The 12,910-nt window shown below is 55.5% G+C and carries 10 protein-coding genes; 9 read left to right on the forward strand and 1 reads right to left on the reverse strand.

What is annotated here, in order from left to right; genetic code table 11:
• Positions 1-141 precede the first annotated feature (141 nt).
• From IDH45_RS18175 to IDH45_RS18215, 9 genes are all read left to right on the forward strand, one after another.
• The gene (locus tag IDH45_RS18175) at positions 142-822 is read left to right on the forward strand and encodes a response regulator transcription factor (RefSeq protein ID WP_190929549.1); all 681 of its coding nucleotides are present in this window, start codon (positions 142-144) and stop codon (positions 820-822) included.
• A complete protein-coding gene (locus tag IDH45_RS18180; protein ID WP_190929550.1) occupies positions 819-2,579 on the forward strand; it encodes a sensor histidine kinase in 1,761 nt (586 codons plus the stop codon). Before IDH45_RS18175 ends, IDH45_RS18180 begins: the two co-directional genes overlap by 4 nt.
• A 637-nt stretch (positions 2,580-3,216) precedes the next feature.
• On the forward strand, positions 3,217-5,457 hold the full coding sequence (locus IDH45_RS18185) for a helix-turn-helix domain-containing protein (RefSeq protein ID WP_190929551.1): 2,241 nt from the start codon (positions 3,217-3,219) through the stop codon (positions 5,455-5,457).
• Between the two features lie 207 nt (positions 5,458-5,664).
• Positions 5,665-6,576: an ABC transporter permease gene (locus IDH45_RS18190; RefSeq protein WP_223836774.1), complete on the forward strand. Its 912-nt coding sequence runs from the start codon at positions 5,665-5,667 to the stop codon at positions 6,574-6,576.
• Between the two features lie 11 nt (positions 6,577-6,587).
• Positions 6,588-7,448 carry a carbohydrate ABC transporter permease gene (locus IDH45_RS18195; RefSeq protein ID WP_190929553.1) on the forward strand — a complete coding sequence of 287 codons (861 nt, stop codon included), beginning with the start codon at positions 6,588-6,590 and terminating at the stop codon, positions 7,446-7,448.
• 90 nt (positions 7,449-7,538) lie between these two features.
• Entirely contained in the window at positions 7,539-9,074 is a 1,536-nt protein-coding gene (locus IDH45_RS18200) for an extracellular solute-binding protein (RefSeq protein WP_190929607.1), read from the forward strand.
• An 18-nt stretch (positions 9,075-9,092) separates the two neighbouring features.
• The gene (locus IDH45_RS18205) at positions 9,093-10,148 is read left to right on the forward strand and encodes an amidohydrolase family protein (RefSeq protein WP_190929554.1); all 1,056 of its coding nucleotides are present in this window, start codon (positions 9,093-9,095) and stop codon (positions 10,146-10,148) included.
• A gap of 48 nt (positions 10,149-10,196) precedes the next feature.
• Positions 10,197-10,553, forward strand: coding sequence for a Rieske (2Fe-2S) protein (locus tag IDH45_RS18210; RefSeq protein ID WP_190929555.1), 357 nt, complete (start codon positions 10,197-10,199; stop codon positions 10,551-10,553).
• Between the two features lie 390 nt (positions 10,554-10,943).
• Positions 10,944-11,273, forward strand: coding sequence for a DUF4870 domain-containing protein (locus IDH45_RS18215; RefSeq protein ID WP_317891232.1), 330 nt, complete (start codon positions 10,944-10,946; stop codon positions 11,271-11,273).
• Positions 11,274-11,956: 683 nt separating this feature from the next.
• On the opposite strand, the gene IDH45_RS18220 is transcribed toward IDH45_RS18215, so the two are convergent.
• The gene (locus tag IDH45_RS18220; protein WP_190929557.1) at positions 11,957-12,838 is read right to left on the reverse strand and encodes an AraC family transcriptional regulator; all 882 of its coding nucleotides are present in this window, start codon (positions 12,836-12,838) and stop codon (positions 11,957-11,959) included.
• Between the last annotated feature and the right edge of the window lie 72 nt (positions 12,839-12,910).

Raw genomic sequence — 12,910 nt, forward strand, 5'->3', positions numbered from 1 at the left:
CCATTATAGCGGACTGGTGTGTATTTCATGTGTAGGAAGTCCTAGTTTATCTTGCTTTTCTTCCATCCATCGACACACTAAGTACACACCGATTCGGTACAGTATAGAGAGACAACTAATGCAAGAGGAGCGAGCGCAAGCATGGGGAGAAAAGTATTGCTGGTCGAGGATGAAAGTCTGATCCGCGAAATCGTCGGCGACTACTTCGAGCGGGAGCAGTGGACGGTCTATGAAGCCGAGAACGGCGTACAAGCGCTCGAAATGCTGGAGAAGCTCAGCGTCGACCTTGTCATTCTCGACCTGTTAATGCCGGAGATGGACGGCTGGACGGTGTGCAGGCAGCTGCGCGCCCGCTCGGCCGTGCCGATTATTATCGTAACCGCCAAATCCGAGGAAGACGATAAAATGCTCGGCTTCGAGCTTGGAGCCGACGACTATGTAACGAAGCCGTTCAGCCCGAAGGTGCTGGTCGCCCGCGCCAAAAGCCTGATGAAGCGGATCGAGGGGACCGTGGGCAAGGAAGATCATCTGATCCGCTTCGGCCGGATCGTCATTAACAGACGCGCCCGCCGGGTCGACATGAACGGACAGGAGGTCGAGCTGTCCCCCAAGGAATATGATCTGCTGCTGTATCTGATCAAAAATGAAGGCATCGTACTGGCCCGGGAGACGATCCTGGACCACGTATGGGGCTTCGATTACTTCGGTGATATGAGAGTCGTCGATACGCATATCAAAAAACTGCGCGGCAAGCTCGGCAGCGAAGCCCGCCATATCCGGACCGTGATCCGCTCCGGCTACAAGTTTGAGGAGGACCGATGAACAGGCGCGGGGTGGCGTTTAAGCTGTTTGCGATTACCGCACTGTTTTTTTTCCTTTTTTACGCGGTCGTGCTGATCGGACAGCTGTTCTTCTTCGACAAGTTTTACCAGTATCAGAAAACGGCCGCCCTGGAAAAAAAGCTGCAGGCGTTCGGGCAAAAATACGCGCAGGGCCGCTGGGACGACGACCGAATCTCCCGGGAGATGGCGTTGTTCATCAACCAGAATAAAGCCCAGCTCGCGATAGTAAACCCGGAGGGCAAAATCAAATACGACAATTCGTTTCGCGTCGTCATACAGGACGACAGCGGGCGGGCGGTGCGGATCTCCTTGTCGTTTCTGATCAATTCGGGTCTGAAGGAGCTGCTGCAGGCAAATCTGAGCATCGGGGACCGGATCGAGGTGCTGGGCGTCTACGATAATCCGGACACGAAAGATTTCTTCTTCCCCGCGGTGATCCAAAAAGCGGGGGCGAAGGAAATCGGCAGCATTACAAGCAGCGGGATCGCGGAACCGTTGGAACGGCTGGGCGGCGTAATTACCGATGCGCTGCTGCCGCACCCCAACCAGTGGAATTTGCGCCAGGGGCTGCTGTTCCTTGCGCTGGACGAATGGTTCCCACTCTCTCCCGCGAAGGAAGCGGAGCTGCAGAGCGGAAAGCGGATTACCGAGGAATGGACGGAGACGATCAGCGGGACGCGCGGACTCGTCTCGATTCAGCCGGTCGTGGCCGGGGGGAAGGTCAGCGAGCTGGTCTTCGTCGTGGCGTCGCTGCAGCAGATTAGCGAAGCTTACGATGCGCTGAGACTGTTCTACCTCTATCTCGCGGTCGGCGGCATCGCCCTGATCGTCCTGCTCTCGCTGCTGTTCTCGAAGCTTGTCACGAAGCCGCTGCTGTCGCTGAACAAAATCGCGCTGCGCATGGCCAAGCTGGATTTCTCCGTGAAGTCGCAGGTGAAGGGCAGCGATGAGATCGGCAGTTTGTCTGACAGCTTGAACAGCTTGTCCGAGACGCTGGACAATACGCTCCGCGAGCTGTATGAAGCGAATGAGCGGCTGAAAACCGATATGGAACACAAGCTGCGGATGGAGCAGATGCAGAAGGAGTTTATTTCCAACGCATCCCATGAGCTGAAGACGCCGCTCAGCATCGTAAGAGGGTTTGTGGAAGGCGTCAAGGACGGCGTAAGCGAAGGCAAGCGGGAGCGGTATCTTGAAGTCATTCTGGACGAGACGGAGAAGATGGAAAATCTGGTGAAGGATATGCTGGAGCTCACCAAGCTGGAGTCGCAAAAAACGAAGCCGAAAAAGCTCCGCTATTCGCTCAGCGAACAGATGGAAGACATCGCCGACAAGCTGTCCCACCATCTGAGCGAGAAAGAGCTCCAGGTCGTAACCGTAACGTCGGATGAGCAGCCGGTTCACGCCGACCCGGTCAAGATCGAGCAGGTGCTGTTTAACCTGCTTATGAACGCGATCCGCCATGCGTCCGCAGGTACCGAAATTACCGTAAGGATCGAGAAAGACGGGGAGCGAATCCGCCTGTCCATCGAGAACGAAGGGGAGAAGCTGCCCGAGGATCAGCTGGACCGCGTCTGGGAACGGTTCTACCGGGTGGAGCGTTCGCGGAACCGGAAAACCGGAGGAACGGGGCTCGGGCTGGCCATCGTTAAGTATATCCTCGATATGCACGACAGCCGGTACGGGGTGATGAACACGGAACGGGGCGTCAGCTTTTATTTTGATTTGGAGTTGTAAGCGGCACGGGTCAGCAACTGTCGAAAGCCGCTTTTTCATGGCCGTTCGGCTTTCTGCTCTGCTTCGAGCGGGGATGAAACCGTGGATGAACCGATTAAGAGCGGTTTGGACCCTTTATTCGGTGCGAATCCGCATGGATGGAGGCCTTAAGAGCGGTTTGAAGCTGTTATTATCGGTGAAACGGCCACATCCCCCATCAGTGGGTTGAAATAAGGGGTGCAAACCGCCTTTATTCGTTTCGTTTTTTGGGAAAGGCCGAATTTAGAGGGTACCAAAGACTCTTATAGGTTGAGAAACCGTGCGCGTGCGCATACGTTATGGCGTAGACGAACACAACTGCACGTAAGCAAAATGTTTTCAGGCCACACCTAGTGCCGGGTGGCTCTCTTTAAACCTCGTCAACGAGCGGCGGAGCCCGTACCCATTCCCTTCCACGCACCAACGTATGGGTTTGCACGTCAAAGGACCGTCCGGATGTTTTCCGGACGGTTTTCTTATTGCTGACGACGTCCGCAGCCTTAAAAACGATCCGGTTTCTCCGGTACCGGTACTGATTCTGCGTGACGGCGATACAATGATACAAAGGACATTCCGGTGTTCGGTCTCGGAAGGAATCGGGAGGAAGGGGCAACCTGCGATGAATCGTCTGTTCAGCGGCCGGATCGCTTTGTTTTGGCAGTTGTTCGCCAGCTATTTCGTATTGTTTCTTGTCCCCGTCTTCGTTGCGAGCACGGTTACATATGTCTTCGTCGTCCGTCTGATCGAGAGCGATGCGGAAGCCCGGAGCGACATGCTGATGCGGCATTATTCCGATCAGACCGACTCGACCTTCACACTGCTGCAGACAAGCATGATCCATATGCTAAGCGCGGCCGATCTGAAAGGATTTCTGAAAGTCGCGGCCGATCCGCCGGACAACCAGCAGCGCAACGAATGGGTTCATTCGCTGATGGAGCAGTTAAACAAGCTCCGCTCCGAAGATCTCGTGACGAACGCCTACTTGTATTTCGCCGGCCACGACCTGGTCATCGATTCGAGGATGCATACGGATAAAACCTATTATTTTCAGTACCATTACAAAATAAGCCAAGCGGACAAAGCGGCGCTGTTCCCCCATCTGACAGGGAAAAAAATGATGGTTTTCACGAAGCCGTACGCGGTGATGCAAAATCCGCTTAACGACATCGACTCGTTTCCCGGCTCCGTTATCTCCGCCGTGATGAGTTACCCGTTCAATTCCGCCAATCCGGATCTGTACCTGGTCGTTGACGTGAACCGGGATAAGCTTCGCGAGAAGATTGGAATCGGGGAGCCGTGGGTGCTGGGAACCGCGATGGTCGACCGGAGCGGGGAAGCGATCGTCCAGGCCGGCTCGATGGAGCCCGGAGCCAGAGCGAACAAGCTGTCCTCGATTCCGTCGCGGTTTACGGATGCGTGGAGTTATGTCAGCGTCATCGATCTGCAGACACTACTGGCGCCCGCCCGGCTGATTAGCAAGCTGTGCGTGGCGTTTTTCGGTTTTTTTCTGCTGCTTGGAAGCGCGGTCTCTTACTTGTTAAGCCGGAAGCTGTATGCTCCCATCCATGAGATCAAAACCGGGCTTGTCTCGTTCCGCGATCCGCTCCATGGGTATGATTTCCCCCGGCGTGGCAACGATTTCGATGTCATCAAGCGCTACTCCGATCAGCTGATGACTGAGAACGACCAGTTGTCCCGTCTCGTAACGGGCATGGTTCCGATGGTTCAGGAGCATCTGCTGACGAGGCTGCTGCTCGGCGAATACCGGGACGGGCCGCTTGCAGCAAGCGGGACGGAGGTGCAACGGACGGTGCTGTGTATCGAGCTCCAGGCGTACTCCCGGAAGCCGGAACACGGTATGGAGGAGGAGCCGGAGCCGCCCGGCGCGTCATGGATCGGAGCGATTGCGGAGCGAATCCGCAAGTCATACCCGGGACCGGTGTGGCTGTGTCAGACGAAGCCGGATATCCTGGCGTGCGTCGTCCACCATGAGGCGGCGGAGCGGGGCAGTCCGGACGAGGCGGCGCAGAGGCTAAAGGTGATCGTGCTGCCGTACGCGAAGGTACGCCGAATTACGATCGGCATCGGCAGTACGGCCGATTCTTTGGAGCAGCTCCACCGGTCATACGGACATGCGCTGGCGATGCTGGAGTACAAAGGGCTCGGTCCGGAAGTCGAGCTGTGCGGAGAGGAGCGGATGGCGCAGTGCAGGACGGGCTGGGACAGTTTGTTGTCGGCTCAGGATGTGAACCGGTTCGTCAATATGTACAAGAGCCGGGATTACGGCGGATTGCTGAAAAGCGTGTTCGACTTGCTGGATGCGGGGAAGCACGCCCGGGCGGCCGAGGTCAAGATGTTTTGTTCGGACGTGCTGAATACATGGATTCGTTCGGCGGAGACGGACCGCGGCGATTTTCATATCGCCTTTTACTCCGGCCTGTTCGACAAGCTGAACCGTTGCGTCACCTGGGAAGAAATCCGGCTCTGTCTTCGCGACATTCACGCCGAGCTGTTCCGGCCGGCCGAGCCTTATGTACGGCGCCGCCAGTTTGCCGAAATCGCGGCGTACATCCGGGAGCACTACAACGAAGAGTTGTCGATCGAACGATTCGCCCGTCAGCTTAACATGTCGGCCGGCCACTTCAGCCGCACGTTCAAGGAGGAGGTTGGGGACAAATACGTGGAATATATCGCCAAAGTCCGGCTGGAGAAAGCCAAGCAATATTTGCTGGAAACGGATATGAACATCGACGAAATCGCCGAGAAGGTCGGCTACTGGGGACGGAATTCGCTGATTCCGGTTTTTCGCAAATACGAAGGAACAACGCCTGCGAAGTACCGGGCGATCCACCAAAGATGAGACTTCCTTTTTGCGGACGTCTCTTTTTTTTCCGGCCGGTGCTGACGGCAAGCGGCTTCCCGCGCGATGCAAAAAAGGCGGCAGCGGACAAATAAACGCGCTTTACGACCTGCCGGCTCCGGACCTATAGTGGGGGCAAGGCAAGGAACACGGCAGGCGAATAAATTGGAATCGTTTACAGAAAGGGCGTGACGCCTGGTGACCTCGATGTCCCGCTTCTGGTTCGTGTTGAAAAAACATAAAGCGTTGTATTTGTTAATGCTGCCGGGCATTTTGTATTATTTGATCTTTAAATATTTGCCTATGTACGGGGTCGTCATCGCGTTTCAGAACTTCTCGATCGGCCGGGGGGTGCTCGGCAGCAAGTTTGTGGGGATGAAGCATTTCGTCGAGTTTTTCGTAAACACGCCGGATTCCTGGAAGCTGATCCGCAATACCGTCATGCTGAACGTGTACGATCTGCTGTTCCATTTCCCGGCTCCGGTGCTGCTGGCGCTGCTGTTCCATGAACTGCGCATCCGTTGGTTCAAACGATTCGTGCAGACGATCAGCTACATGCCGCATTTTTTGTCCACCGTCGTTATTGCAGGCATACTCGTGACGTTTCTGTCGCCGTCGACAGGCGTCGTCAATCATATTCTCGTGAAATGGTTCGGCATGGAGCCGATCCTGTTTCTCGGCCTGCCGGAATGGTTCCGGACGATTTATGTAGGCTCGGAGATTTGGCAGCGGGTGGGCTGGGGCACGATTCTGTATTTGGCGGCGATCGCCGGGATCGATCCGACCTTGTACGAGGCGGCCAAAATCGACGGGGCCAACCGGTTCCAGCAAATCCGGCATATTACGTTCGTCGGGATGGTTCCCGTCATGATCATCTTGTTCGTGCTTAATCTCGGTAATTTTATGGAGACGGGATTTCAGAAAATATTGCTGCTGTACAACTCGATGACCTACGAGACGGCGGACGTGATCAATACGTTCGTTTATCGCCGGGGCATCCTGGACGCCGATTTCAGCTTCGCTACGGCGGTCGGGCTGTTCCAGTCGGCGACGGGCTTCATCCTCGTCGTGCTGGCGAACCGGATCGCGCGGAAATACTCGGAGACGAGTCTTTGGTGAGGAGGAGGGTTATGAAGATCAGGGAAAGCTGGATGTCCAGACTGTTCGATATCATGAATGTGACGGGCATGATCGTGCTTATTATCGTGATGGTGTATCCGATGGTGTACGTGTTTTCGGCTTCGATCAGCAACCATGCGATGGTCGCGAGCGGCCAGGTGCTGTTATGGCCGAAGGCGGTGACGCTGGCCGCTTACGAACGGCTTGTATTTAACCCGGATTTGTGGATCAGCTACTGGAATACGATCCGGTACACGGTCGTCCATACGGCGCTTACACTGGTCGCGACCTCGGCGATGGCGTACCCGCTCGGGAAAAAGTGGCTGCCCGGCCGCCGGGCGATCTTGCTGATGGCGGCGTTTACGATGCTGTTCAGCGGCGGTCTCATTCCGACCTTCCTCATCGTCCAGAAGCTTGGGCTGCTCAATTCGATCTGGGCGATCGTCCTGCCGACGCTAATCAGTACGTGGCATCTGTTCATTATGCGGACGTTTTTCGAAGCGCTGCCGGAGGAGCTGGAGGATGCGGGTACGATCGACGGCTGCGGCTCGTTCCAGGTGCTGCTGCGGATCGTGCTACCGTTGTCGCTGCCGGTGATGGCTACGATCGGGCTGTTTACGGCAGTCGGACAATGGAACGCGTTCTTCGACGCGCTTATCTACTTGAATGACCGCAGCATGTACCCGCTTCAGATTATGCTTCGCAACATTTTGATCGCCGGGACGAACGTGCAGGGCGAAGGAGATCTGAGCCATCTGGAGACGCTCAAATACGCGATGATTATGATCGCCACGCTGCCGATTTTGTGCGTGTACCCGTTTATCCAGAAATATTTCGTACAAGGCACGATGATCGGCGGCATCAAAGGGTAGGTACGGATTTCCGAATCCGCATCTATAGATCCATTTCTACGATACGAAAGGGAGGCGGCCCCATTGAGAAGAAAAACGATCGCGGCGGCGATGGCGACAGTGATGCTGGGCGGATTGGCGGCGGGGTGCAGCGGCAAGGACGAACCGGGACCGGACGGCAATAAGCCGGAAGGCGTTACGAAGAAACCGGTCACATTTTCGTGGCTCGTGTATGACCGGACGGAAGGAAAAGTACGGACGGACTGGGAAATTTTCAAAGAAATCGAGGCGAAAACCGGGGTGAAGGTCGATTTCCAGGTCGTCAGCCAGGAAGGCCTGACCGAGAAACGGCAAATTATGATCGCGACGAACTCCGTGACCGATTTTATCCAGGTAACGACCCAGGAAGGGCGCGAGAACGGGCCGGAGAAAGTGTTTTTGAACCTGAAGGATTACTTGAACATCGCGCCGAATCTGAAAAAGTTTTACGACACGTACCCCGAGGCGAAAGCGCTCGCGACCGGCGCGGACGGCGGATTATATACGGTGCCGGTGCTCGAAGGCGATGCGGCCGGCAAAGGGTTCAACTTCATCTGGTACGCCCGTAAAGATTTAATGACGAAAAACAATCTGAAGGAACCGACAACGCTGGAGGAGTTTTATCAGTTTCTGAAGGCGCTGAAGGAGAAATACCCGGATACGTATCCGCTCGTCTCCAACTCGCCGATCGGCGACACCGGCCTGTACACCGTGTTCGGCAGGGCGTTCACCGGCATTCAAGGCTTCTTCAACCTGAATCCGGCCAACGACCAATACGCGTTCGCCCCTTATCACAGCGGCTTCAAGGATGCGATCGTGTACATGAACCGGCTGTACGCCGAGAAGCTGCTCGATCCGGAATATTCGCTGCTGACGCAAGCGCAGTGGGAGGAGCGCATTCTGAAAGGTAAATCGCTCGTCACTTATTTCTGGAAAGCGGATCTGGAGCCGCTCACCGAAAAAGCGAAAAAAGCCGGCGCTCCCGCCGACTACGAGTTCGACGCGATCCCGCAGTTCGCCGCCTCCGGCATCAAAAACTACCAGTACTCGCGCTCGCTGGTCGGCGCCAGCGGACGGGCGATCTCGGCCAAGGTGAAAGACAAGGAGAGAGCCGTCCAATTCCTCGATTACCTCGTCGGCGAAGAAGGCTCGAACTATCTGTCCCTCGGCATCGTGAACAAGACGTATACGATCGAGAACGGCAAGCCGCTATATATGAAGGAATTCGGAGCGAGCCCGTACGTGCCGCTGCGCCGCGATTACGGAGTCTGGTACGACAACATTACGCTTGATAACGCCAAGTCGCGCGACGCCTGGGAACGGGGGCTGAACGAGAAAAGCAAGGCGATCAACGCTAAATATGAAAAGTATATTATTCCGGCGCCTAAAGCGATCGTCAAAACCGAGGCCGAGCTGGAGTTGGAGAAATCGAAACTGAGCAACCTGAACAAATTCCTCGAGCAGAAAATGACCGAGTTCGTAACCGGCAAAACGCCGATCAACGATACGACGTACAATCAATTCATCGATCAGGCTAAAAAGCTCGGAGCAGACGAATTGCTGGCGATGTACAGTACCGCCTACAAGCGGACCTACGGAACGAAATAGGCTGGAGGCGAGGAGCGAATGACGGAAAGCTTCAAGGTCATCGACGTCGACGTCCACAATGAACAGAACGATTCGGCGTTAGTCCCGTATTTGACCGAGCCGTGGAAAAGCCGGGTGGCGGCCGGGGGCATCGGCTCCGTCGGTTCCGGCTACCATTCGCCGGTCGGCGTGTTGCGCCGGGATGCGGTTCCCCCGGGAGGCGGCAAGGCGGGCTCCGACCCGGATCACATGATCAAGCAGCTGATCGAGCGTTATGACATGGAGTACGCGATTCTGACCGGAGTTATATACAATATCGCGGCAACCCACGACGCCGACTTCGCGGCGGCGATCTGCTCGGCTTACAACGATTTTCTGATCGCGGAGTGGCTCGGCAAAAGCAAGGCGTTTAAAGGGGCGATGGCCGTATCGACGCTGGACCCGGTGCTTGCGGCCCGGGAAATCGACCGGCTTGCCGGTCATCCGGATATCGTCGAGGTGATTATCTCCAGCGCGGCGCGCATGCCGCTCGGCCAGCGGTTTTATCACCCGATCTACGAGGCGGCGGAGCGAAACGGCCTGCCGCTCGCCCTTCATCCGGGAGCGGAAGGGGCAGGCAGCACGACCGCGCCGACGGCAGCCGGTTATCCTTCACGGTATATCGAGTGGCATACGTGCTTGTCGCAGACGTTCATGACCCATCTGGTCAGCATGGTATGCGAAGGCGTCTTCGTCAAATATCCGAACCTGAAGGTGGTGCTGATCGAAGGCGGTATCGCCTGGCTGCCCGGACTGATGTGGCGGCTGGACAAAAACTACAAGGCGCTCCGCTCCCAGGTGCCATGGCTGACGAAGCTGCCGAGCGAGTACATCCGCGAGCACGTCTTCATCTCGACGCAGCCGATCGAGGAGCCCGACAATCCGCAGCATTTGATCGATCTGTTCAATATGATCGATGCGGAGAATATCATCTTGTATGCGAGTGATTACCCGCATTGGGATTTCGACGCGCCTACGGAAATTTTGAAGCGGCTGAGCCCGGAGGCGAAGCGCAAAATCTTTTACGAGAACGCCAGGAAGCTGTATAGGCTGTAACCGGCCGGGGGCAGGAAACCGGAAGCCGAAAGGAGGGCGGAAGGGAGCATGGCGGTACATTACGTGTTGGAGGCGGACGATCTGGAGGATGGCGGACGAACGATCGTTAGCATCGAAGGGCGGGAGATCGGCGTGTACCGGATCGGCGGGCAGTTTTATGCACTTCACAACTATTGCCCGCACCAGGGAGCCCCTCTCTGCAAAGGAGTCGTATGCGGGACGACGCTGCCGTCGGACGTGTACAAGTACGAATACGGCCGGGGCGGAGAGATTGTCCGCTGTCCGTGGCACGGCTGGGAATTCGACATCAAGACGGGCAAATCGCTTATAAGCGGGAAGGTCCGGGCCCGGACTTATAAAGTGGAGGTGAGCGAAGGGAAAGTAGGGATTGTGATCGGCAGTTGAAGGACGGAGTTCGAACGATCGCTTGCGCACACGAGCAGAAGGCTGCCGGACGACCCGGCAGCTTTTGTTGTACGTGAACGTGCCGGTTTTGTCGATAAAAGCGGATCGATGCAAAAAAAATAATACAAATCGCTGTCGCAAAAGAAGGAAATGAGGGAATAAACGCCAAATAATAAGTCATACACGTATCAAGGAGCCATCAAGTTGTGAATCTCGCTCGACTTCGAAGCATTCACACGACCGGCATTGATGGAGAGGCAAGCGGAAGGAAGGTGAGCAGCCGTTGCCAGAGCGTGCAGCTCCGCTGTGCGCTCTGGAGCAAGCGCAGAACGTATAGAGGGTAGCCGGCAAATCTTAATAGCTGCATCTTACAATTAGAGAGGAATGATCGTGTTGAGTACGTTTTCTAACGGTGACCAGTCGGATATTGACAAGAACAAAGGGATTGCGATTTTGGCGTACATCATTTTCTTCATCCCGCTTCTGACGGCCAAAGATTCCAAATTCGCGATGTACCATGCCAATCAGGGGCTGCTGCTGTTAATCACCGCGGTAGGCATTAACATTATCAGCACAGTCATTCCGTTTATCGGCTGGTGGATCATCGGGCCGCTCGGCAATTTGGCGGTATTCGTACTTCTTATTCTCGGCATCATCAACGCGGCGAACGGCCAGCGCAAGCCGCTTCCTTTGATCGGCGGATTCGAGATTTTGAAATAAAATTTGCCGAGGCAAGACGTAAAACACCCGCTTCCGGGATGGAGGCGGGTGTTTATTGTCGATAGGCATAGTGTCTACATTCTTCACCGGGGTATGTAGAAGAGTGACCGGTTCCCTCGTCGAGTCAGCGGGTATCGCATGACATTCAGCGTGGATGACTTGGACCTTCTGTTCTGCCTCAAGCACGGAGGGAACCAAATAAGAGCGGTTTGCAGCCGTTATTTTTTCCAAAACCCGCTTGCACAGGGAAATAAGAGCGGTTTGAAGCTGTTAAAATCGGCGAAAAGGGGGCAAACGCGACGAGTGGGGTGAAATAAGGGGTGCAAAACGCCTCTATTGATCTCTGGTAGATCAATATGCCGAAAATAAAGGGTGCCAAAGACTCCTATTTTGTTATCCAACTCGTACGTATTTCGTTTCAGCGAGCTAAACATGATCGGATCGCGGAATGAGGGGGAACGGGCTTCATCTGGAGTGGGGTTTTTTCCCGCAAAAAAACTCATCAATGGCGCACCTGAAGCGCGGGAGGTACCCAATCCTCCCACGCACCAGCGTGCGGGTCTCCACGTCAAGTGATCGTCCGGGCGTCTTTACCGGACGGTTTTTCCTTTTAGGCAGCAGGTTTGGAGCGGTGTGGACACGCCGGGAGCTGCATCCTACGCAGAAGCAGGCTGGCCCCGGCATCAGCCTGCATCGTGATGCTTCGCGCGAAACTCCGCAGCCGACATGCCGGCAAATTTACGGAAGAGGCGGGAGAAGTAGGCGGCGTCCTCGAAGCCGAGCTTTTTGGATATTTCCTTGATCTGCATACTGGTCATCCGCAGCAGCTTTTTCGCTTCGGATATTTTTAGCCGGTTCACGTACTCGTTCAGCGAGTAGCCGGTATTCTGGTAGACGATGCGGCGAAGCGTGGAGCGTGAAATATGATTGCGTTCCCAGATTTGACGCTCGTCCCAGGTCTGATACAGGCTGCTTGCGATATCCTCCAGTATTTGCAGCGTAAATTCCGGCTTGCGGCTGGGTCGGTCGTTCGTTTTCCTGCTTTCGTTCGCCAAACAAAAATCGTAGATAAGCGACTCGAGCAGCAGCGCCGCCCGGTCGGCATTGTCGGCCAGACCGCTTTCCATATAGTCGCCGATCGTTTCGATTTTGCGAACCCATTTGCTGTCCATCCCGATCCGAAACACCGTATCCGTATCCTGCAGCAGGCTGTTCTCCAGCCATTCCTGAACGCGGCTGCCCTCGAAGTACACATAATACTCGTCCCAGTCTTCCCCGGGATCCGGCCCGTAATGAAACACATCGTCCGGGTGCTCCCAGAACAGGCAGCCTGCTTCCAGCCGCTGGACAGGTCCGTCCCCCACCTGAAACGTTCCGCGTCCCTTTACGATATAAGTCAGCGCCCAGCTTTCCGGTTTCGCCCCTCTGCGCATCAAGATTCTTCCGGGCAGATGCCCGAACTGGATCGGGGTTAATCCTTTTATTTTCAGCTTGGAGCGGTCGACCTTCAAATCGATAATGCGAATGGGCAGCGGACTGATCACATAGTCCAAGAACTTGGTCACCGATTGCCTACCCTCCCTTTCTGATCCTTGCTATTGTTATTGATATAGAGCTTTATGCTTGATGATCATACA

Origin of the sequence: Paenibacillus oceani, from assembly GCF_014705615.1 — a bacterium.
GTDB classification, from domain to species: domain Bacteria; phylum Bacillota; class Bacilli; order Paenibacillales; family NBRC-103111; genus Paenibacillus_AB; species Paenibacillus_AB oceani.